Below are 21711 nucleotides of genomic sequence, written 5' to 3' on the forward strand. Positions count from 1 at the left end.
CCATGGCTGGGCGGCGCGGTCAGCCTTCCGCAGGCGTGGCGAGGGTCGACGCCCGGGGGACCAGCAGCGGGAGCGGGGGCAGGGGGATCTCCGCCGGCGGCGCGCCCTCGATCAGGTCCAGAAGGGCCTCGGTGGCAATCTCCGAGACCCGGTCGAGATGCAGGTCCACGGCGGTCAGCGGCGGCGTCTCGGTGCGCGCGCGGATGCCGTCATAGCGCGTGGCGACGCGCACGTCCTGCGGCACCCGCCGCCCGGCCGCGCGCAGTCCCGCCATCACCCCGGTCGCCAGCGCATCCACCGGCACCAGCACGCCGTCGAGCCCGGGGGCAGCGGCCAGCTCGGCCCGTATCGCCCCGGCTGCGGCGGCCTCGCCGCCGGTCTCGTCGACCCGGATCACCCGCGGCGCCAGTCCTGCCGCGGCCATTTCCTCGAGGTAGACCCGTTCGAAGGCGGCATGGGACTGCCTGCGGCTCTGTCCCAGCATCAGCGGAAAGGCGCGGGCGCCGGTCTCCAGCATGTGCCGCACCAGCAGCCGCGCGGTGGCGCCGTAGTGCAGCTCGACATGCCGCCCGGCCGCGACCGGCGGCTCGCCGATCACGACGGTCGGGATCGCCCGGGAGGACAGAAGCGCGAGGAACGGGTCGTCCTCCGCGGGCTCCACCAGCAGGGCGCCGTCGAAGGAGACGTTGCGCAGCGCCTCCGCGGGCCCGGCGATCGGCGGAACCAGCACCAGTGCCACGTTGCGGTTCAGCGCCGTCATCGCGGCCGAAGCGGCGATCTCCATCATGAAGCCCAGCTTCGAAGGTCCGGCGGCCACAGCCGTGGGCATGGAGGAGAACAGCGCGATGGTATTCGCCCGGCCGGTGCGCACCCCCCGCGCGGCGATGTTGGGGATATAGCCCAGCTCGGCAATCGCCGCTTCGATCCTGCCCCTCGTGGCGTCGTCCACCCGCCGCTTGCCGCTCAGCGCGTTCGACACCGTCCCGGCCGAGACCCCGGCGAGTCGCGCCACATCCTTGACCGTGGCCCGGCGCGGGAGGCGGATTTCCGGCCCCGGATTTCCTGTTTCGTCCATCTTCCGACCATTCCGCCCCGCAGGGCGCCCAAATTCGCGCCAGTCCGGAAACTTTTGGCGTGCTTCTACAGTAAAACGTTTTAGCGAGCCCTCAGCAAGCGCATAACGTTATTAAAACGATTTAACGCTCTGCGGCCAAAGTGCCGGACCCTGCCGAAAGGAGACGCCATGACTGCCATGACCCTGACCCGATCGACCGAAACCCTGCCCGAACAGGTGACGCTGCGCCGCCGCCGCCTCGGGCTGACCGCCCATGATCCGGCGCGGTCCGCAGGGGGCTTCACGCTTTTTGCCGGGCAATGCGCGGAAGGAAGGGTCGATCTGATCGACATCGAGGGGCGCCTGGCGCATCGCTGGCAGATGCCGGTCCGCGCGGGCCGCGACGCGGTGATCCTGCCGAACGGCAACCTCGGCTACAACGGCAGCCACGCGACCTCTGCCGCGCTCTACCCGGCCTGGGACCTGTGGCACGGCGGCGATTTCTACGAGGCGACGCCCGAGGGCGAGATCGTCTGGCGCCACGAGGACATCCATCACCACCATGACGCGCAGTGGCTGCCGAACGGCAACCTGCTCTATACCGTCGCCGCGCCGCTGCCGGCCGACAGGGCCGCGCGGGTCACCGGCGGCGATCCCAGGAAGGACGGCGCTGACGGCGTCATCCAGTCCGACATCGTCCGCGAGGTGAACCGCAAGGGCGAGACCGTCTGGGAATGGCGCATCTGGGAGCATCTCGACCCGGCCGATTTCCCGGTCCATGCGATCTTCGACCGCCGCCACTGGCCGATGATCAACGGCCTCAGCGAAACGAAGGACGGGCTGATCCTGATGAGCCTTCGCACCACCTCGGGCGTGATCGCGGTGGAGAAGGCGACCGGCAAGGTCGCCTGGCATGTGGGGCCGGAGGTCGTCGCCCAGCAGCACACCCCGGTGGAGATGGAGGACGGGTCGATCCTGGTCTTCGACAACGGCAACCTGCGCCGGGGCTCGACTTCGCCCTTCTCCCGGGCTCTTGAATTCATGCCCGACGGCAAGGTCACCTGGAGCTATGCCGACCCGATGCCGGCCTCGTTCTTCTCGCCCTACATGGGATCGTGCCAGCGGCTCTGGAACGGCAACACGCTGATCTGCGAAAGCGCCTATGGCCGCCTATTCGAGGTGACGCGCGCGGGCGAGCTGGTCTGGGAATACGTTATCCCGGATTTCGCCGAATACCCGGCGCCGCTGAACAGCTTCATCCTCGGGAGCCACAATTCCTGCTTCCGCGCCCACCGCTATGCGAAGGAGCAGGTGTCGTGGCTGTGACCGATCTCCGTCCTCCCTCCGGCGGGCTGCGCGCCCGCCTTCCCGGCGCCGCTGCCCTGCGCGGCGCGGCCTCCCGGGCGCTGCTGGCCGGGCCGGTGATTTCCTTCGCCTTCGTCCTCGCCCTCTGGGCGGCGGTCGGGGCGGCGGGGTTCGTCCCCGAGACCATCTTTCCCGCGCCCTGGTCGGTCTGGTCGGCCACGGCGGAGATGTGGGCAAACGGCACCCTGCAGAAGGATCTGTCGGTCTCGCTCAGCCGGGCCGCCATCGGCTTCGCCATCGGTGCCAGCCTCGGCGTGTCGCTGGGGCTGCTGACCGGGCGGGTGGCGGTGATCCGGATGCTGCTGAACCCGTTCCTGACGGTGCTGCGGCCGATCCCGGCCATCGCGCTGGTCCCCGTGGCAATCGTCTGGTTCGGCATCGGCGAGGGGTCGAAGTACTTCGTGATCTCCTACACCGTGTTCCTGACCGTCTGGTTCAACACCCATCACGGCATGGAATACGTCCCCGAGACCTATCTGCGCGCCTCCCGCTCGCTGGGCGCCTCGAAGCCGCGCGAATTCCTGACCGTGATCGTTCCGGCAGCGGCGCCCTACATCTTCGCCGGGCTTCGCCTGGGCGTGGCGCTGGCCTTCCTCAGCCTGGTAGCGGCGGAGCTCTCGGGGGCCTCCTCGGGGATCGGCTACCGCCTGCAGGAGGCGCGGCAGTACATCCGCACCGACCGGATGTTTTCGCTCCTGATCATCCTCGGCCTGCTCGGCGCCGTCGTCGACCTGGCCGTCCACCGCATCGGCAAGCGCCTCGTCCACTGGGAGCAATCGTGATGACCGCACAGCCAGAAGGCCATGTCCGCGTCGAGGATGTCTGCATCCGCTTCGACGGCAAGCAGGGCCCCGTCACCGCCCTCGCGCCGACCTCGGTCGAGCTGCGCCCCGGCACCTTCACCGCGCTGATAGGCCCGTCGGGCTGCGGCAAGTCCACCCTGATGAACGCCATCGGCGGCTTCGTGAAGCCCGCCTCGGGGCGGATCACGCTGGACGGCGCGCCTATCGACGGACCCTCGGACAAGGTGGGGGTGATCTTCCAGCAATACGGGCTGTTCCCCTGGTTCACCGCGCTCGGCAATGTCCGCTTCGGGCTGAAGCGGCTGGGCCTGCCGAAGCGGGAGGAGATCGACCGGGCGCGCGCCGCGCTCGACGAGGTCGGCCTGGGCGCGCATGCCGGGAAATACCCGCAGCAGCTTTCGGGGGGCATGAAGCAGCGAGTCGCCATCGCGCGCACCTTCGCCTTCGGTCCCAAGGTTCTCCTGATGGACGAGCCCTTCGGCGCGCTCGACGCCCAGACGCGGCTGGTGATGCACGAGCTCCTGCTGGGCGTCTGGCAGAAGCACCGGGCGACGGTGCTGTTCGTCACCCACGATGTCGACGAGGCGCTGCTGCTGGCCGATGACGTGTGGGTGATGAGCCAGGCGCCGGGGCGGCTGATCCGCCACTGCGAGCTGAAACAGGAGCGGCCGCGCAGCTTCAGCCGCTCGGGTTCGGACCTGCTGGAGATCCGCGACGAGATCATCGGGCTGCTTCATCCGCGCAGCATGCTGGCCGAACCGGCCTGACATCAACGAGGCAAGACATTCCGACGGGAGACGACACATGACGAAACTGACGCAAATCGCCCTGGCCGCCATCATCGCGGCCGCCCCCGCCCTGGCCCATGCCGGCAAGCTGGTCTTTGCCTGGAGCCCCAACCCCTCGACCCCGCAGGTCGATGTGGCCCTGGCCAAGGGCTATTTCGAGGAAGCCGGAGTGGACGTGCAGCTGGTGTCCTTCGCCTCGGGCCGCGAAGGGTTCGAGGCGCTGCTGGGCGGCCAGGTGGACGTGGCCTTCATGGCCGAATTTCCCGCCGCGACCGGCGCGCTCATGGGACAGGACTTCCGCATCGTCGGCGACCTGGCCCGCTATTCCGGATCGCGGGTGATCGGCAATGCCGGGGCCGGGCCGCTGGACAGCGCCGCCGATCTGGCCGGCCGCCGCATCGGCACCACGATCGGCACGAATGTCCACTACTTCCTCGATGGCCTGCTGGAGGACGCCGGGGTCGAGGCGGAGATCGTCTCCGCCGCGCCGCCGGATCTGGTTCCCGCCGTGGCGCGCGGCGATGTCGGTGCGATTGCCGCCTTCCCCAGCTTCTACGCTGCCGCCGCACGGGTGCTGGGCGGCGACTACGCGGAGCTGCGCGGCGGGGACTACCAGGTGCATTACATCCTCGCCGCCACGCCCGCGATGACCGGCGCGGACTCCGCGGATCTGGAGGCCTTCCTCGGCGCGCTAGCCCGCGCCGACGCCGATGTCGCCGCCGATCCGGCTGCGGCGATGCAGGCGGTCGCCGCCTCGATGCAGGGGGCGATGCCGGTCGAGGCGCTGCAGGAGATGTGGCAGGACGTCGAGTTCGGCCTGACGCTCGACGGCAGCCTGTCCAGCCTGATCCTGGACGAGGCCGGCTGGATCCTCGGCCAGGGCGTCATCCGCGGCGAGCCGCTGACCGCCGAGGCGCTGGCCGCCTACATGGCGCCGGAGCCGCTGGAGCGCGCTGCCCGGGCCGCCGCCGCCAGGAACTGAGCGGAGGGCAGGCCGCGGCAGGATGCGCCGCAGGAAAAGCGCCCGGCTGGAAGGCCGGGCGCTGTCACTTCGCCGGATGCCGTGCCGGGATGCCGCCCTTTCACCGACGGGTCTCTCGGGGAGGACGCGGTTTTCCGCAAGGCCTGACGTGTTGGCCATTCCGGAGCATTGCATCGAGGATGGCGGGGAGCTGACGCCCGACTGCGATCAACCTTCCCTGCGCTTCGGCTCCTGTCGATGAAGGCCTCGCGCGTCGGCACGCTGCGCGAGGCGGATGGCACTGCATCGCCGCCGCTCGCGACTTCGAACACGGCCAGGCCATCCGTGGGAAGAGATGCAGCCCGGCGAGCAATGTCCGAACCTGTGTCTGCGATGCGTGCGGGGTGCCGGTGGGCAAGCTGTCGGTGCCGGTCCAGCTGCGCGCAAGGCTGCGGCCGATGATGGTCAGCAGCCTTGCCATGGTTCCCGTCCATGTCTGGCGTGCTCCCGGCGGCCCAAGCAACTGTCCAGGTTGGAAACGGAACGGAGCGGCTCTTGCTTCCGCACGGGCTCAGGGTCGAGGGGGACGGGGCCCACTCCACAAGGTCACAGCCGCTCAAACCGGAAAGACAGGGGCGGCGGCGGCCTGGTTTTCGAAGGCCCTAGACCCCATGATCGCTCTGCACGGTGACTAGGTCGGCGGTCTCTCCCGCGGCATTCTGCATGCGAGGGTTGCCCCGGATGACCCGGCGCCGAGCCTCAGGAATGGGGGAGAGACCATGGGGTCTAATGCTGCGCCTCTTGGGCGCGGCACCAATCGCCTGCGGATTCTGCGCCCCGCAGTGAGGGACGGGTCGGCCGGGTGCCGGTGCAAGCTCCGGACCTTCCTTGGATGGGCTCCGGCAGGGCGGGCCGCGGGGCCGGAAGGACGGCGGACAGCTCCGGACTGCCGGTCCGGGGACTGCGGCAGGCGGGGTGCTGGACGGGCGGGGCCGGATCGGCGATCACGGGCCGTCGCCCGGTGCCCGTCCCGCGACCGGACCGGCCGTGCGCCATGCCGCGCTTGTGCGCACCCATCCCGGGCCGGGCGGCCCGCAGACCACTTGGAGGCCCCGAATGACCACCGACTCCCTCGCCCGCTTCGGCGCGACCCGTTCCGACATCCGGGCGCGCCATGCGCTGCTGACCCCGGAAAGCCATGAATGGGTCACCCAGCCGGACTGGCCCGGGGCGGAGCTGGCCGTGCTGGTTTCGCCCGACATGGGGGCGCGGCTGTCGCTGTCGCTGGTGCGCTGTCCGGAAGATGCCGCCGCCCATCCTGCGGCGCCGGGGCTGGCGCGCTTCGTCTTCTGCCTCGAGGGCGGCGCGGCCCTGTCGGACGGCACCGGGCTGGCGCCCGAGAGCTTCGCCTTCCTGCCGCCCGGCTGCGGCCTCGGGCTCGACATCCCGGCGGGCAGCCGCCTGGCGGTGTTCGAATGGCGCTTCCTGCCCCGCGGGGAGGTGCCCGGCCCGCTGGCCGGCAGCCTCGCGGGCGTCCCGGCGCGGGCGCTGCGCGGCGATGACTGGCTGAAGGTGCAGAAGATGCTGCCGTCCGACCCGGCCTTCGATTTCGAGGTCAATGTCATGAGCTTCCGCCCCGGCGCCTCGCTGGCCTATGTGGAGACGCATTTCATGGAGCACGGGCTGCTGATGCTCGATGGCGGCGGGGTCTACCGGCTGGACGGCCTCTGGTATCCGGTGCAGGCGGGCGACGCGATCTGGATGGGGCCGCATGTGCCGCAATGGTTCGGCGCGCTCGGCCGCACCCCGTCGCGCTACCTGATCTGCAAGAACTACAACCGCTCGCCGATGGCGCGGGCCTGACCGGCCGCGCCTCCGGGAGCGGGCGGTTCAGCCGCCGCGGCGCAGCTGGCCGCCGAAATGCAGCGCCAGCGCGATCCCGCAGGCGGCCAGCGCCACCAGCCCGGCCGAGAAGGCGAGGAAGGCGGCCTGGATGCCGATCCCGTCGATCAGGAAGCCCATCCCGAAGGTCGGCACGGCGTTGGCCAGGTAGCCCACGACATAGAAGCGCGATATCCGCCCGGTCAGCGTTTCGGCGGTCGAGGTCTCGTTGACCAGGGTCGCGCCGCCGACGAAGGCGGCGCCGTAGGCCAGGCCGCAGAGCGGCATCGACAGCACGAAGAGGGCGGGCAGGGGCACGGTCGCGGCGCCGGCCACGAGGACCTGCAGCACCGCTATGGCGGCGAAGCCCGCGAGGATGGCGCGGATCGACCGGATCTGGCCGCCCAGCACCTGTCCGATCCCGGCGAAGAGCTGGAAGATGGCAGGCAGAAGCCCGGCCAGCGCGTGGACCTGCAGGTGGAAGAGGTCGGTGGCGAAGGTGACGCCGAGCGCCATCAGGATCGAGCCGAGGATCCAGGCCGCGGTCAGCGCCAGGCAGGCCAGAAGGAACAGCCGTCCGCCCAGCACCGGCCCGATCCGCTCGGCCAGCGAGGCGGTGCCGCCGCTGCCGCTTTCCGACGCTCCGGTGCCCTTGGCCTTCGGCCAGGGCGACAGCAGCAGCCCGAGGAAGGCCAGCGCCGCGACGGCCGCGATGCACAGGAAGGGCGTCACCAGCGGCGCGGCATCCGCGGCCAGCGCGGCGGAGGACAGGCAGGGTCCGGCCGCTGCGCCGCCGGTGAAGGCGACTGTGGAGATCATCGCCGCATGGCCGCGCCGGGCGGGCGGGCTGAGCTCGTAGATCGCCGCCGAGGCGGTGGACGTGATCAGCCCTGTGCTGATCCCCGACAGGAACCGGCCCGCCAGCAGCATCGGCACGCCGTCGGCCATGGCGAAGAGGATCGCGCCGGCGGCGGTGGCGACCAGCGCGGGCAGCAGCACCTGCCGCCGGTCCGAGCTGGCGCGGTTGATCCGGCCGGACAGGAACAGCGCCAGCAGCGTGCCGAGCGCATAGACCGAGAAGATCGTCGTCCCCGCGCTCTGCGGCAGGTCCCATTGCGCGACATAGACCGGATAGAGCGGGCTCGGCGTGGTGCTGGCCAGCAGCGCCGCGAAGATCGCGAGCGCCAGCGAGGCGCGTCCCAGCAGGTAGCCCGGCGCGGCGGCCCCGGCGCGGATGTTCCGGGCGGTCCCGGCTCCGAAATCTTCGGCAACTGTCATGTCAGGCAGCGTTCCAATCGTTGCGGCCGGGACCGCACGGGCCCCGGAACGGCAAAAGGCAGCCCCGTCCATGCTGAGGAGGCCGCCCGTTCCCGTCTTGTCTGGCCAATTGGTACAGCAATGGCGAGCGGATTAGCAATTTCGATATTGCAAGTCTGCCATGCGCGTTGCGCCGTGGCTGGCGGGACGCGCCTTTCCGGGCGGTTACGGGGCAGGCCGGGGGCCGCCCGGAGTGCGCCCCGGCCACCGGCCTGAAGGCGTTCGGAGGCGGCCGGGGTTCCGGAGCAACAACTGACAAAAACACTCGGATTCTTGTTGCCACCGCGCCCGCCATCTGCAATGTGATTGCCCGTGACCGCGCCGCGAGGCGCAGGCCGGGCCCGTCCGGCGCCCGGATTTCCGCAACACCCAGGACCGCCAGCAGATCCTCCGATCGGCCAGCCCTCCCCGATCGAGAGGACTGCCATGACCCCGATTTTCCGCAAGAGCATGCTGCCGGTGGCCTGCCTGCTCGCCCCCGCCGCCTCCTGGGCGCAGGAGGCCGCCCCCACCGTGCTGGGCCCGATCATTGTCCAGGGCGAGCGCATCGAGCGCAGCCTGGAGGACACCGCCAGCTCGGTCAGCGTGATCGAGGCCGCCCGGGTCGAAGAGCGCAGCGGCGCGTCGACCGTCGACGAGGCGGTGAACACCGTGCCCAACGTCATCTTCAATTCCACCAACGGCGCGCCGGTGATCCGCGGCCAGGACGGGCAGGGGCCGAACGAGGGATCGGGCGCGTTCTTCGGCGGCACGGTCCCGCGGGTTCCGGTCAATGTCGACGGCCACGTGATGACCTACAACGAGCTGGTCTTCGGCATGGCCTCGCTGTGGGATGTCGACACGATCGAGGTCTATCGCGGGCCGCAGACCTCGGCGCAGGGCGCGAATTCCATCGCCGGCGCGGTCATCGTCAACACCAACGATCCGAGTTTCGTGCCGGAGGCCGCCGCCCAGCTGGAATTCGGTAGCTACAACACCCGGCGCGGCTCGGTGATGGTCTCGGGGCCGCTGTCGGACTCCTTCGCCGCGCGCTTCTCCTATGACTACCAGGCGCGCGACACCTTCATCGACTACAAGAACGACGCGTTCATGAAGGGGGACACCGACCAGGATTTCGAGGCCTCCACCGCGCGCGCCAAGCTGCTGTGGCAGCCCGAGGCGCTGCCGCAGCTGGAGGTCATGCTGACCCTGTCGCAGATCGAGACCAGCGCGCCGTCATGGGAAGCCGCCTCGGGCAAGCGCAGCACCTATGCCAAGATGGACAACTGGACCAACTCGATGCCCAGCTGGGAGGTCGACACGACCTATGGCGTGCTCGATGCCAGCTACGAGTTCGACGGCGGCGCCACGCTGCACAACCAGTTCCAGTGGGCCGGGATCCATACCGAGCGCAAGACCGCGCCGGACACCGCCGGCAGCGCCAAGATCGACCAGGACGACATGTCGAACGAGACCCGGCTGGTCTTCGGCGACGAGGTCTCGGCGCTCAGCGGCGTGGCCGGGGTCTATGTCTCGCGGCTGAGTTCGGACGAATGGCTGAACTACTACCCGGACTACTACGGCATCACCACCTTCGACGACGAGAAGGAGAGCCTCGGGATATACGCCGAGACGACCTGGCGCTTCGCCGGCCGATGGTCGCTGACCGGCGGGCTGCGCTACCAGCGCGACCACATCACCCGCGAGGGCACGACCGGGCTGGCGCCCGAGGACCTGGATTACGACGAGACCTTCGGCGCCTGGCTGCCGAAGCTGTCGCTGGCCTATGACGTCACCGATGGCGTCACGGTGGGCGCGCTGGTCTCGCGCGGCTACAACCCCGGCGGGGTCAGCCTCAGCTTCGTGACCGGCGAGTACCTGGATTTCGACGAGGAAACCTCGTGGAACTACGAGCTCTTCACCCGCGCCAACCTGATGGGCGGGCGGCTGATGCTCAACGGCAACCTGTTCTACACGGAGGCCGAGGATTCCCAGAGGCTGCTGCCGGACTACCGCGGCACGCTTGCGGCGGGGAACATCACCGTCAATGCCGACGAGGCGACGTCCTACGGGCTGGAGGCCGACATGGCCTGGCAGGCAACGCAGGTGCTGAACGTCTCGGCCGGGCTCGGCCTGATGTGGACCGAGATCGGCGAGTTCGAGGATGCGCTCGGCAACAGCTACGAGGGCAACGAATTCGGCAGCGCGCCGAGCTACACCGTCACGCTGGGCGCCGACTGGCAGGCGCTGCCGCGGCTGACGCTGGGCGGCCAGCTGCGCCATGTCGACGGCTACTATTCGGGAGACACCAACGAGCCGGAATTCGAGGTCGACGACTACACGCTGGTCGATCTGCGCGCGGGCTACGACCTCACGGATGCCGTCCAGGTCTACGGCTATGTCGACAATGTCTTCGACGAGCGGTCGCCGCTCTACATGCTGACCGACCGCTCGGTGGGCGGCACGGTGGCGAAGATGACCGCGCCCAGGGTGTTCGGGCTCGGCGTCAAGGCGACCTTCTGAGGCGGGCAGGGCCCGGGCCTTGTCCGCCCGGGCCCCGGGACCGGCCCGTCACCGGCCGGCCCAGTCCTCCAGCGCCGCGAGCGTGTTGAGCGCGCTGGCGACCGTCGGCGTGGTCACCTTCGATCCGTCGAGAACCACCATCCGGCCCTCCCGCGCGGGCTTCAGGAAACGGTCCCATCCCGGCGCGATGCGGCCGAGCTGGGCCTTGACGGCCTCCTCCGATAGATCGCCGCTGACATAGCTGCCGAGCACGACCAGCAGGTCGGGATCCATCCTGAGGAAGGCCTCGGCGCTGACCGGCGCGCCGAGCGCCGACTGTCCCGGCGCCACCGTGCCGGGGGCGAGATCGAGGCGCGCGTAGCCCAGATCCTCGATCGCCCGGATCATGCCGGAGCTTTCGTTCACCACGTTCACCGTGTCATGCAGGAACACCGCCAGATAGGTCTGGCCGGGTTCGGCGCCCACAATCCCGCGCGCCTCCCCGAGCGCCGCACGGTAGTCCGCCATCCGTGCCTCCATCGCGCCGCCGGCGTTCAGGACGCCTGCCAGGTCCTCCTCGATCTCGATGCCGCGCGTGGTGCCCGGCCCGATGTTCTGCAGGTAGACGGGCGCGATCTCGGCCAGCCGGTCCGCCTTGGGGCCATCGAACTCGGTTGCGAGGATCAGGTCCGGCTGCAATGCGCGCAGCCGCTCCAGGTCGGGATTGCCGATCGGACCGATGCCCTTCGGCGGCTCCGCGGGCGCGCGGCCGCCGAGCGTGGAGGCCAGGAAGTCGACGGCCAGCAGCATGCCGCCATCGTCGTCGCGGCCGTAGCTGCCCGCCAGCGGAAGGCCGAGATCCGCGACCGGCACGCCCAGCAGCGGTTCGTGCAGCACGACGATGCGCTGCGGATGGTCGGGCACGGTCACGGCGCGGCCGGTGTCGTCGGTGAGGTTGCGGTCGGCCAGCGCGGCGGTGCCGGACAGCAGCAGCGCGAGGAGGGGAAGGGGGCGGATCATGCGGAACGTCCTTGTCTCAGCGCCCGCAGGCGCAGGGTGATCACGAAGAGCGGCACGCCGGTCAGCGTCAGCGCCAGCCCTGCCGGGAGCGCGAAGGCGGTGCCGCTGCGCTGGGTCAGCAGGTCGGCGCCGGCCGCGAGCGCCGCGCCGGCGAGGCCCGAAAGCAGCAGCCGTGCCCGCCCGGTCGCGGGGGAGATCGCGGCGGCGATATGCGGGGCCATCACGCCGAGGAACATCAGCGGGCCGACGGCAACCACCGGTGCGGCGGTCAGCAGCACGGCGGTCACAAGGATTGCCGGGCGCAGCCTTGCGGTGGCGATGCCGGTGGCGCGGGCGAGGTCGTCGCCGAGCTCGAGGCCGCGCAGGCCCGGCCCGAGCGCCCAGGCCGCCGGAAGCGACAGGGCGAGCCAGGGCAGGAGGGCGCGCAGCTGCTCCCACCCGGCCAGCGCGAAGGATCCCGAGAGCCAGGCGGAGATTCCGTGCGACAGCTCCGGCGGGGTGTAGAGGATCAGGATCATGGTGACGGAGCTGAGCACGGTCTCCAGCGCGATCCCCATCAGCAGCACCGGCAGCCCGCCTGACGTGCCGCGGGTCAGCGCGGCCAGCGCCGCGGCGGTGCCGAGCCCGCCTGCCAGCGCCGCGAGCGGCATGAGGCCGGGGGGAAGCGCCGGAAGGGCGATGCGCAGGATCAGCAGCGCCAGAAGCGCGCCCTGCGACAGCCCGAGCAGGCCGGGATCGGCCAGCGGGTTGCGGGCCAGCGATTGCAGCATGGCCCCGGCCATCGCGGTGGACCAGCCTGCCAGCAGGGCGAGGAGCAGCCGCGGCAGCCGGATGTCCACGAGCGCATGGCGGTCGGCGCCTGCCAGCGTGGCGGCGGCCAGCAGGGCGATCACGGCGAGGAGCGCGGCGGCGGCCGCGAGATTGCCGAGGCGGATGTCGCCCATCCGGCTGCGCAGGACGGGACGGCTGTCGAGCGCGCGGGCGGCCTTCATCCGCGGGCTCCGGCCGCGGGGCGGCAGAGGCGGCGGACGAGGAAGAGGAAGCCGAGCCCGCCGGCGAGGTCGAGCAGGATGCCCGCCTGAAGCTCGTAGGGGGCGAAGGCGGTGCGCGCGGCGATGTCGGCTAGCAGGCAGAGCGCGGCGCCCGCGAGCGCAGCGGCAGGGATCAGCCGGGTCAGCGCAGCGCCGGTGAAGGGGCGCAGCAGATGCGGAACCGCGAGGCCGAGAAAGGCCAGCGGCCCGGTGACGGCGGTGGCGGCGGCGGCGGCGAGCGCGGCCGCGCCAAGCGCGGCCCGGGTGACGGCGGCGACGGGCACGCCGGCCGAGGCGGCCTTGTCGGGGCCGAGCGCGATAAGGGTCAGCGGCCTGGACAGCGCCGTCAGCACGCCGAGCGCGGCGAGACCCGGCAGCCAGAGCGCGGCGAGCCGGTCGGCATGGGCATGGTTCACGGTGCCTGCGAGCCAGCCCAGCATCTCGCTGCGCCGTGCCGGATCGGCAAGCAGCAGCGCGTTCGCCAGTGCCATGCAGAGCATCGAGACCAGGGCCCCGGCGAGGATCAGCGACAGGCCGCGGGGATCGCGCCCCGCGCCCGCGATCCGGGCGAGACCGGCGCTTGCGGCAATGCCGCCGAGCCCGCCGGCGAAGGCGGCAAGGCCGAGGCCGAGGGGCGGCAGGGCAAGCGCCATGCTGCAGGCGACCACGGCGAGCGCGGCGCCGCCGGTCAGGCCCAGCGTCGATGGCGCGGCCAGCGGATTGCGGGCGAGCGCCTGCAGCACTGCTCCCGATGCGGCAAGGAGGGCGCCCGCATGCAGCGCGATCAGCGCCCGGGGCAGGCGCTGGTGCAGCACGAGATAGTGGTCGAGGCTGTCCGGATCGGGCGCGAAGAGCGCGGCAAGCACCGTGGCGGGCGGGATCGGCGCGGCACCGGTGCAGAGGCTGGCAATGAAGGCGGCGGCGCAGGCAAGCGCAGCCAGAGGCAGGGCGGGGCTCATGCGGCGGCGGCCGGGTCGGGCAGGCAGACGAGGCGGTCGCCGCGCTCGAACACCTCCGCCTCGATGCCGAAGGCGGCGCGGACGGCGCCGGCGGTCAGCACCTCGCGCAGCGGCCCCGCGGCCAGCACCTTGCCGTCCCGCATCATCACGAGGTCGTCGGCGAAGGCGGCGGCGAGGCTCAGGTCGTGCAGCACGGCAACGACGCTGCGCCCCGAGGCGGCGAGGCTGCGGGCGAGACGCAGGATCTCGTACTGGTATTTCACGTCGAGATGGTTGACCGGCTCGTCGAGCAGCAGCCAGGGCGCGTCCTGCGCAAGGACCAGCGCGATCCAGCCGCGCTGGCGCTGCCCGCCGGACAGCGCGTTGACCTGCAGATGCCCCATGCCGCCGAGCCCGACCTGTCCGAGCGCGGCGGCGAAGACCGCGCGGTCGCGCCCGGACGGACCGGACATCAGTCCGCGCCTCGCATGGCCGCCGAGTTCGACCAGCTCGCCCAGCGTCATGTAGTCGGGGCAGGCGTTCTCCTGCGGCAGGTAGGCGATGCGCCGCGCCATCTCGCGCCGCGCCATCCCGGCCAGCGGGCGGCCATCCAGCCGCACCGTGCCCGCCCGCACCGGCAGGAAGCCCATCACCGCGCGCAGGAGGCTCGACTTGCCCGATCCGTTCGGGCCGACCAGCGCGGTCAGCCGTCCCGGCGCGACCTGCAGCGACACGCCGCCCAGCACATCGGTCCGGCCGTAGCCGGCGCGCATCCCCTCGATTTCCAGCACTGCGGCATTCCTTCGCCAGTTCCCGCTTGCGGGCAGGCTATACCAGAGTAAAACAGTCAGCAATTAGGAAAGCGCGTCGCAGGCGCGGATTCGGCAGGAGGAAGACGGCATGGCGGCGGAGCTTCACATCGGGATGTCGCTGTCCCCGACCTGGCTGTCGGGCGAGGCCTGGCGGCGGCCCGACAGCGGGATCGAGGGGGTCTACGGGCTGGATTTCGCGGCGGATGTCGCGCGGCGGGCAGAGTCGGCGCATCTGGATTTCGTGTTCCGGCCCGACACGCTGCATCTCGACCGGTCGATGATCGCGACCGGGCCGGGCTTCGGCGCGCTCGACCCGACTCTGCTGATGGCGGCGCTGGCGCGGGAGACCACGCATATCGGGCTGCTGACCACCGTCTCCACGACGTTCTGGCCGCCCTATGTGGTGGCGCGGCAGCTCAGGACCCTGCATGCGCTGTCGGGCGGGCGCGCGGGCTGGAACATCGTCACCGCGCTGGACGGCCAGCGGAATTTCGGCATGGAGGCGATGCCGGAAGCGGCGGCGCGCTATGCCAGGGCCGAGGAATTCGTCGAGGTCGTGCAGAAGCTCTGGGCCAGCTACCCGGCGGAAGCGGTGAAGGCCGACCGTGCCGCAGGATTCTATGCCGATGCGGATCTGGTGCAGCCGGCGGCGCATCGGGGACCGTGTTTCGAGGTCGAGGGGCCGCTGAACCTGCCGGATCCCGGGCATGGCCGCATCCCGCTGGTGCAGGCCGGGGCCTCGGATCGCGGCCGTGATTTCGCCGCGCGGGTAGCGGATGCGATCTTTGCCTCTGCACCCGACCGCGAGGCGGCGGCCAGCCTGCGCGCCGATCTGCGGGCGCGGGCGGCGCGGCAGGGGCGCGATCCCGGTGCGATCAAGGTGCTGCCGGGGCTCAGCCTCTATCTCGCCGCCAGCCGGGCCGAGGCGCGGGACCTGCATGCCGCCACCCATGCTCGGGTCGACCGGGCGCGCAAGCTGGCCTCGATCCGGGAGATGGCCGGGCTGGACCTGTCGGACTGGCCGGCGGACCGCCCCATCCTGTCCGCGGATCTGCCGGAGGCTCCGGTCGCGCCGCGCAGCCGGACCCATGCGGAGCTGCTGCGCCGGATGATCCTGCGCGACAGCCCGACACCCGCGGAGCTGCTCGCGCGGCCCGAGGTGCTGGCCTCGGCGCATTGGCAGATCATCGGCACCGTGGAGGACGCGGCCGAGGAGATCGCCCAGTGGCATCGGGCCGGGGCGATCGACGGCTTCGTGGCGCTGCCGGGCGGGTCGGTGGATTGCCTGCACGCGGTGCTGGAAGAGCTGGTCCCGGCTCTGGCCGGGCGCGGGCTGTTCCGGCGCGGCTATGCCGGGCGGCGGTTCCTCGGGCATCTGCACGGCGCGTGAGCGGCGATTATCCGATAGAAATACTCACCTATTGACCGGCGCGGCGGCCCGCGGTATTTCCCTGCCACGCGCCCAATCGGCGCGCCTTCCCCGCCAGCCCAGTGCGAGCCTCCCGAGCAACCGTTCCGCAGGCAGAGGCTGCCGCGGCCTGTCATGGGGTGACCCGATGATTTCCCTGCAACATCAAGCCCCGGCCGCGCTGCCGGAGGCCGAGACCTGTTCCTTCGCCTTCCGCGGCGGCAGCCGCACGCTGGTGGCGCGCGGGCCTGCCGCGCGGGTGGCGCCGGGGCCCGCGGCGACGCTGGAGGCACGGCTCGCCGCGGCCATGGCGCGCCTGCCGGCGGGCGGGGTGATCGGCGGCGCGCTGCCCTTCGACCGTCGGGCCGATGACTGCCTGTGGCTTGCGGAGGCCCCCGGCCACAGCCTGCCCGAGGACGGCGCCGCCGGGCCGCGCCGCGCGGCGATGGAGCTGCGCGCCGATCCGCCGCCCGTCAGCTATGCGCGTGCCGTGGGAGACGCGCTGGCGGCCATGTCGGGCGAGTCCGAACTGCGCAAGGTGGTGCTGGCGCGCGCGCTGTCGGTGCAGTCGGCGGAGCCGTTCCGGCTGGCCGGGATCCTGGCGCGGCTGTCGGAGGACCCCGCGGTGCTGGCCTACCAGGTGGCGGTGCCGGGGCGGGCGGGCGATCCCGGGCCGCGCCACCTGATCGGCGCGACGCCGGAGCTGCTTCTCGGGAAGGTCCGCCACCGCATCCAGTCGCATCCGCTGGCGGGCTCCGCCCGGCGGCAGGCCGATCCGGCGGCGGATGCGGCCGCGGCGGCAGCGCTGGCGGGGTCGGAGAAGGACCGGCGCGAACATGCGATCGTGGTGGAATACATCCTCGACATGCTGGCGCCTTTCTGCCGGACGCTCGGCACCCCGGAGGGCACGCGGCTGACCTCGACGCGCAGCATGTGGCACCTGGGCACCCGGATCGAAGGGGTGCTGAAGGAGGACGGGCTGCCTTCGGCGGTGCTGGCGGCGAAGCTGCATCCGACGCCCGCGGTCTGCGGGCTTCCCTGCAACCGGGCCGAGGAGCTGATCCGCCGGCTGGAGCCGGTGCCGCGGGACTTTTACGCCGGGGCTGTCGGCTGGACCGATGCGCATGGCGACGGCGCTTGGCACGTGGCGATCCGCTGCGCCGAGATCTGCGGCGCCGAGGCGCGGCTCTATGCCGGAGCGGGGATCGTGCCCGGCTCGGACCCGGAGGCCGAAGTCGCCGAGACCGGCGCCAAGTTCGGCGCGCTGCTTGCGGCGCTTGGATTGTCCGAGGCCGCGGCGCTCGACGCGCGGCCCGAGTGAAGGAGACAGACTGATGGCATTGCCGAAAATCCCCGCCTACGACCTGCCCGGCGCGGCGGAGCTGCCGGAGGCGCGCGCGCCCTGGCGGCTGGAGCCGGGCCGCGCCGCCCTGCTGGTGCATGACATGCAGCGCTATTTCTGCCGTCCCTTCGGCGGCGCGCCGCTGGGGCCGGCGGTGGAGAACATCGCGCGGCTCCTGCGCATGGCGCGCGGCGCGGGCATGCCCGTGTTCTACACCGCGCAGGAGGGCAACCAGTTCCGCCCCGACCGCGGGCTGCAGGCGGATCTGTGGGGGCCGGGCATGAGTGCCGATCCGGGAGATACCGGGATCCTGCCGGAACTGGCGCCCGCAGAGGGCGACACCGTGCTGGTGAAGCACCGCTACAGCGCCTTCCAGCGCTCGAACCTTGAGACGCTGATGCGCGCGCGCGGCCGCGACCAGCTGCTGATCGCGGGGATCTACGCCCATATCGGCTGTCTCGCCACCGCGGCGGAAGCGTTCCAGCGCGATATCCAGCCCTTCGCGATCGCCGATGCCCAGGCGGACTTCGACCGGGCGAGGCACGACATGGCGATGCGCTGGGTCGCGGGCTGCTGCGGCGGGGTGATGGCCACGTCGCAGGTTCTGGCGGGCGAGGCGGCATGCGCCTGAGCGGCTTCGAGGGGCGCGCGGCCTTCGTCACCGGCGCGGGCGGCGGCATCGGGCAGGCGGCGCTGCGCCTCCTGCGCGAGGCAGGGGCGCGGGTCTTCGCCGCTGATCTGCCCGCGGCGCTGGAGGCGCTGGAAGAGGCGCCGGACCTGCGGCTCTGCCCGCTCGACGTCACCGATCCGGCATCCGTGGAGGCGGTGATTGCGCAGGCCGAAGACGCCTTCGGGCCGCTGGATCTGGGGCTGCACGCGGCCGGGGTGCTGGAGACGCGCTCCATCCTCGACCTTCCCGCGGAAGGCTGGGACCGGGTCTTCGCCGTGAATGCCCGCGGCAGCTTCCTCGTCGCGCGCGGGCTGGCGGCGCGGATGGCCGGACGGGGGCGGGGCGCGATCGTGGTGATCGGCTCCAATTCGGGCGGCGTGCCGCGGATGGACATGGGCGCCTATGGCGCGTCCAAGGCGGCGGCCGCGATGCTGGTGCGCTCGCTCGGGCTGGAGGTCGCGGGGCGCGGCGTCCGGGTGAACCTGGTGGCGCCGGGCTCGACCCTGACGCCGATGCTTTCGGGCATGTGGCAGGACGGCGACGGCGCGGCGCGGGTGATCGCCGGCAATCCGGCGCAGTTCCGCGCGGGCATCCCGCTGGGCAAGCTGGCCGCCCCGCAGGACATCGCGGCGGCGGCGATGTTCCTGCTCTCCGATGAGGCGGGCCATGTCACCATGGCCGATCTCTATGTCGATGGCGGCGCAACCTTGCGCGCCTGAGCGCGAGGGCATGGCGCCGGGCCGGGGTGATCGCTCCGCCCTGCGTCCGGTGGGATGCGCGCACCGTCTCCGGAGGCAGTCCGGCAGCACCATCCTGGCAAACCGGGTGCGGTCGCCGGCAGCCCCCGGGCCGCAGTGACGGTGCGCGGCGGGCTTCCCCTCTGCAGGACTGCACCCGGCGTTCCGCCGCCCGTATGCCGTATGGATTGCGCCAGGTCCGGCGGTCGGGCCCCGTGCCATCGGCCGCCACCCGCGGGGCGCCGGGACCGGAGAAGGGGATGCAGGCCTGACGGCTGGCGCTGCTGCCGAGGGGCGGGCGACCGCGGTCGGAGCGGGCCCGGACCTCTTGCCTCTGCGCCCGGGCCAGCCGTCTTGAGTCCGATGCCGGAAGGACGGCCGTCGGCGGGCCGTCCTGCGATGGCGTTTCGGCCTTCCCGCCGGGTGGAGCCATCCGGCCGTCCCAAAGGCGCCGCGGCCGGTGCCGGAACCAAGGCTTCACTGCGCGGCCGGAGATGGGACGGACATGCCGGGCCCGGCCGAGGCGGCAATCCGCCGGGCGGCTGCTAGCCGGGCGGCGGCAGACGGGCCGGGATCTCGACGCGGGCGAGGATGCGGCCCTCCAGCATCCCGTGGCGGAAGCCGATGCGGCTGCCCGCGGGCCAGTCGGTGCCGAGGCTCTTTTCCAGCCGCAGCTCGCCCGCGCAGCCGTCGCAGCCGGTCAGCACCGCATCTCGGAAACCGAAGAAGATGCGCACCCGCGGGTTCAGGGCCTTGAACAGCGCCTCCTTCGCCGCGAAGGCCAGCCCGGTGCCGAAGCGCCCCGGCGGCACGCGGTCCTGCGCGCCGAACACGAGCGGCGCGATCTCGGCGGCGGTCTCCTCGTCGGGGACGGCCTCCAAGTCGATGCCGAGCGCTGTCCAGTTGCGCGAGGACCCGGCGATGGCGACGGCCAGTCCGCCGGAATGGCTGATCGATCCGACCGTGCCTTCGGGCCAGTCGGGCGCGCGGCTGCGCCCGGTGCCGGGGATCGCGGCCATGCCGGTGGCGCGGCGCAGCGCCTCCTGCGCCGCCAGCCGCCCGGCGACGAACTCGGCCAGCCGGCAGGGATGCGCGCGGGCCAGCTGGCAGGGGATCGGCACGCCGTCCTCCGGCGTGCCACCGTAGCGGCGCAGCGCCAGCGCCGGCTCAGGCCGCTGCAAGCTGCGCCCCGATCAGCTGCCACCAGCGGTCCAGCGTCGGTTCGGTCGCCAGTTCCTCGAAGCCGAGCGCCACGCCGTGCTGTCCCAGCTCGGCGGAGAATTCCATCACCCTTATAGAGTCGAGCCCGTAGAAGATCAGGCTCTCGCCCGGGTCGATCTCGGTGACGTCCTCGACCAGGGCAGCCACGCGGGCCTCCAGCCAGGCGCGGGTCAGGGGGGCGGGTGCGGTCATCATGTCTCTCCTCAGGGTGCGGGAACGGGCGCGGCGAGCTCTTCGCGCAGGCGCTTCTTGTCGGTCTTGCCGACGGGGGTCAGGGGCAGGCTGGAAGCCAGCCGGATGCGGTCGGGCAACTTGTACTCGGCGATGCCCTGCGCCATCAGGTGGCGGCGCACGTCGACCGTCCGCAGGCCGTCGCCGGCGACGATCACCGCGCAGCTCCTCTCGCCCAGCACGGGGTCGGGGACGGCGACCAGCGCGGCCTGGCGGATCAGCGGATGGCGCAGCAGCAGCGCCTCGATCTCCTCCGCCGCGATCTTCTCGCCGCCGCGGTTGATCTGGTCCTTCACCCGGCCGACCACCTGCAGATGGCCCGAAGGGTGGCGCACCACCACGTCGCCGCTGCGGTAGAAGCCTTCGGGGTCGAAGGCGCGCAGGTTGTGGCCGGGCGCGCGGTAGTAGCCGCGGAACGTGTAGGGGCCGCGCGTGGCAAGCTCGCCGGGCGTGCCGTCGGGGACCGGCCTGCCCTCCGGATCGAGGACGCGCACCTCGTCATCCGGGCTGATCGGGCGGCCCTGCGTGGAGAAGACGGTCCCGGGCGGGTCCTCGGGACGGGTATAGTTCACCAGCCCCTCCGCCATGCCGAAGACCTGGATCAGGCGGCAGCCGAAGACCTGCGGCACCTTGCGCGCGGTGGCCTCGGCGAAGGCCGCGCCGCCGACCAGCATGCTGCGCAGGCTCGCGAGGTCGTGCCCGCCCTTGCCCGCCGCCTCGAGCCAGAGCGCCACCGCCGATGGCACCAGCGGCACCATGTCGACGCGGTGCTCCGCGATCAGCGGGAAGCAGATCTGCGGGTCCGGCGCGGAGGCCAGCACGACCGTGCCCCCGGCCTCGAACACGCCGAGCGATCCGGGCGAGCTCATCAGGTAGTTGTGCGGCGCGGGCAGCGCGACCAGCATGCGGGTGTCTCCGGTCACGCCGCAGATCCGCACGCTTTCGCGCACCGAATAGGCATAGTCGTCATGGGTGCGCGGGATCAGCTTCGGCGTGCCGGTGCTGCCGCCTGAGAGCTGGAAGAACGCCACCTCCTCGGCCGGCGTCGGGCGATAGCTTGCGGCGGGCGCGCCCCTGGGATCGAGCCAGTGGGCCAGGTCGCGGCGCGGATCGGCGGCATTGAGATGCAGCGCCAGCGCCAGCCCCCCGCAGGAAGCGGCGAAGCGGTCGCCGCCATGCACCGGATGGGTCCGGTCGGCGATCAGCAGGCGCGGGCGGATCTGCTCCGCATAGGCGGTCAGCTCGGCCTGCCGGTGGCTCCAGAGTGCGTTGACCGGCACGATCCCGGCCTTCAGCAGCGCCTGGAAGACCATGTAGAACTCTGCCTTGTTGGGCAGCTGCACCAGCGCGGTGTCGCCGCGGCCGAACCCGGCCTGGGCCAGGCGCGCGGCCAGCGCGGAGGCATGGGCGTCGAGCTGGGCATAGCTGATCCGGCGGCGGCCGCAGAGGATGGCGGCGGCGTCGGGGCGGGCTTTCGCCTGCGCTTCTGCGCCATGGCACAGCGGCAGGCCCTGCCAGTAGCCGCGGGCGCGGTAGCGGGCGGCCAGATGGTCCGGCCAGCGGGTGAAGGCGACGAGGTCGCGGGTCATGCACGGTCTCCGCAGCAGATGGGTGGGCGCCTTTCGGCCACACGCCTCCGTAGCAGCCGCCG

General features: G+C 71.9%; 19 protein-coding genes. 10 read left to right on the forward strand and 9 right to left on the reverse strand.

All coding sequences use genetic code 11. The annotated features are described in order from the left end of the window. Positions 1-19: 19 nt before the first annotated feature. On the reverse strand, positions 20-1075 hold the full coding sequence (locus HCC78_RS14250) for a LacI family DNA-binding transcriptional regulator (RefSeq protein ID WP_172329456.1): 1056 nt from the start codon (positions 1073-1075) through the stop codon (positions 20-22). Between the two features lie 168 nt (positions 1076-1243). Between HCC78_RS14250 and HCC78_RS14255 the strand changes: the two genes are divergently transcribed. From HCC78_RS14255 to allE, 5 genes are all read left to right on the forward strand, one after another. After that, entirely contained in the window at positions 1244-2380 is a 1137-nt protein-coding gene (locus HCC78_RS14255) for an aryl-sulfate sulfotransferase (protein ID WP_216671156.1), read from the forward strand. Then, entirely contained in the window at positions 2371-3201 is an 831-nt protein-coding gene (locus HCC78_RS14260) for an ABC transporter permease (RefSeq protein ID WP_371743835.1), read from the forward strand. The genes HCC78_RS14255 and HCC78_RS14260 overlap by 10 nt, the downstream gene beginning before the upstream one ends. Next, a complete protein-coding gene (locus HCC78_RS14265) occupies positions 3201-3989 on the forward strand; it encodes an ABC transporter ATP-binding protein (RefSeq protein ID WP_172329457.1) in 789 nt (262 codons plus the stop codon). Before HCC78_RS14260 ends, HCC78_RS14265 begins: the two co-directional genes overlap by 1 nt. A 37-nt stretch (positions 3990-4026) precedes the next feature. Then, positions 4027-4992: an ABC transporter substrate-binding protein gene (locus HCC78_RS14270; protein WP_172329458.1), complete on the forward strand. Its 966-nt coding sequence runs from the start codon at positions 4027-4029 to the stop codon at positions 4990-4992. A 1095-nt stretch (positions 4993-6087) separates the two neighbouring features. Next, complete coding sequence (allE, locus tag HCC78_RS14275; RefSeq protein ID WP_172329459.1) at positions 6088-6834, forward strand: (S)-ureidoglycine aminohydrolase; 747 nt, start codon at positions 6088-6090, stop codon at positions 6832-6834. A 27-nt stretch (positions 6835-6861) separates the two neighbouring features. Here the strand turns inward: allE and HCC78_RS14280 are convergent, their stop codons facing one another. Beyond that, positions 6862-8130, reverse strand: a complete 1269-nt coding sequence (locus tag HCC78_RS14280; protein ID WP_172329460.1) for a sugar MFS transporter — start codon at positions 8128-8130, stop codon at positions 6862-6864. 465 nt (positions 8131-8595) lie between these two features. Between HCC78_RS14280 and HCC78_RS14285 the strand changes: the two genes are divergently transcribed. After that, positions 8596-10671 carry a TonB-dependent receptor gene (locus HCC78_RS14285; RefSeq protein ID WP_172329461.1) on the forward strand — a complete coding sequence of 692 codons (2076 nt, stop codon included), beginning with the start codon at positions 8596-8598 and terminating at the stop codon, positions 10669-10671. A 48-nt stretch (positions 10672-10719) separates the two neighbouring features. Here the strand turns inward: HCC78_RS14285 and HCC78_RS14290 are convergent, their stop codons facing one another. From HCC78_RS14290 to HCC78_RS14305, 4 genes are read right to left on the reverse strand one after another with little or no spacing between them, the layout of a single operon-like run. Beyond that, a complete protein-coding gene (locus HCC78_RS14290; RefSeq protein WP_172329462.1) occupies positions 10720-11670 on the reverse strand; it encodes an ABC transporter substrate-binding protein in 951 nt (316 codons plus the stop codon). Then, positions 11667-12662, reverse strand: a complete 996-nt coding sequence (locus HCC78_RS14295) for an iron ABC transporter permease (RefSeq protein ID WP_172329463.1) — start codon at positions 12660-12662, stop codon at positions 11667-11669. Before HCC78_RS14295 ends, HCC78_RS14290 begins: the two co-directional genes overlap by 4 nt. Further along, the gene (locus HCC78_RS14300) at positions 12659-13660 is read right to left on the reverse strand and encodes an iron ABC transporter permease (RefSeq protein ID WP_172329464.1); all 1002 of its coding nucleotides are present in this window, start codon (positions 13658-13660) and stop codon (positions 12659-12661) included. Before HCC78_RS14300 ends, HCC78_RS14295 begins: the two co-directional genes overlap by 4 nt. Further along, positions 13657-14430 carry an ABC transporter ATP-binding protein gene (locus tag HCC78_RS14305; protein WP_371743837.1) on the reverse strand — a complete coding sequence of 258 codons (774 nt, stop codon included), beginning with the start codon at positions 14428-14430 and terminating at the stop codon, positions 13657-13659. The genes HCC78_RS14300 and HCC78_RS14305 overlap by 4 nt, the downstream gene beginning before the upstream one ends. Positions 14431-14539: 109 nt before the next feature. On the opposite strand from HCC78_RS14305, the gene HCC78_RS14310 reads away from it, so the two are divergent. From HCC78_RS14310 to HCC78_RS14325, 4 genes are all read left to right on the forward strand, one after another. After that, positions 14540-15841 carry an NtaA/DmoA family FMN-dependent monooxygenase gene (locus tag HCC78_RS14310; RefSeq protein ID WP_172329465.1) on the forward strand — a complete coding sequence of 434 codons (1302 nt, stop codon included), beginning with the start codon at positions 14540-14542 and terminating at the stop codon, positions 15839-15841. A 166-nt stretch (positions 15842-16007) separates the two neighbouring features. Then, positions 16008-17180 (forward strand): isochorismate synthase MenF, encoded by a 1173-nt coding sequence (locus tag HCC78_RS14315; protein WP_172329466.1) that lies wholly within the window; start codon positions 16008-16010, stop codon positions 17178-17180. A gap of 13 nt (positions 17181-17193) precedes the next feature. Continuing rightward, complete coding sequence (locus HCC78_RS14320; RefSeq protein ID WP_172329467.1) at positions 17194-17832, forward strand: isochorismatase family protein; 639 nt, start codon at positions 17194-17196, stop codon at positions 17830-17832. Next, positions 17823-18590, forward strand: a complete 768-nt coding sequence (locus HCC78_RS14325) for an SDR family oxidoreductase (protein WP_172329468.1) — start codon at positions 17823-17825, stop codon at positions 18588-18590. The genes HCC78_RS14320 and HCC78_RS14325 overlap by 10 nt, the downstream gene beginning before the upstream one ends. A 563-nt stretch (positions 18591-19153) precedes the next feature. Here the strand turns inward: HCC78_RS14325 and HCC78_RS14330 are convergent. Genes HCC78_RS14330 through HCC78_RS14340 form a run of 3 tightly spaced genes read right to left on the reverse strand, consistent with a single transcriptional unit; the run spans position 19154 to position 21649 of the window. After that, positions 19154-19789 carry a 4'-phosphopantetheinyl transferase gene (locus HCC78_RS14330; RefSeq protein WP_172329469.1) on the reverse strand — a complete coding sequence of 212 codons (636 nt, stop codon included), beginning with the start codon at positions 19787-19789 and terminating at the stop codon, positions 19154-19156. Beyond that, positions 19776-20021, reverse strand: coding sequence for a phosphopantetheine-binding protein (locus HCC78_RS14335; RefSeq protein ID WP_216671157.1), 246 nt, complete (start codon positions 20019-20021; stop codon positions 19776-19778). Before HCC78_RS14335 ends, HCC78_RS14330 begins: the two co-directional genes overlap by 14 nt. A gap of 11 nt (positions 20022-20032) precedes the next feature. Beyond that, positions 20033-21649: a (2,3-dihydroxybenzoyl)adenylate synthase gene (locus HCC78_RS14340; RefSeq protein ID WP_172329471.1), complete on the reverse strand. Its 1617-nt coding sequence runs from the start codon at positions 21647-21649 to the stop codon at positions 20033-20035. Positions 21650-21711: the final 62 nt, after the last annotated feature.

Origin of the sequence: Mangrovicoccus sp. HB161399 (assembly GCF_013184745.1) — a bacterium.
In the GTDB taxonomy this organism is placed as follows: domain Bacteria; phylum Pseudomonadota; class Alphaproteobacteria; order Rhodobacterales; family Rhodobacteraceae; genus Mangrovicoccus.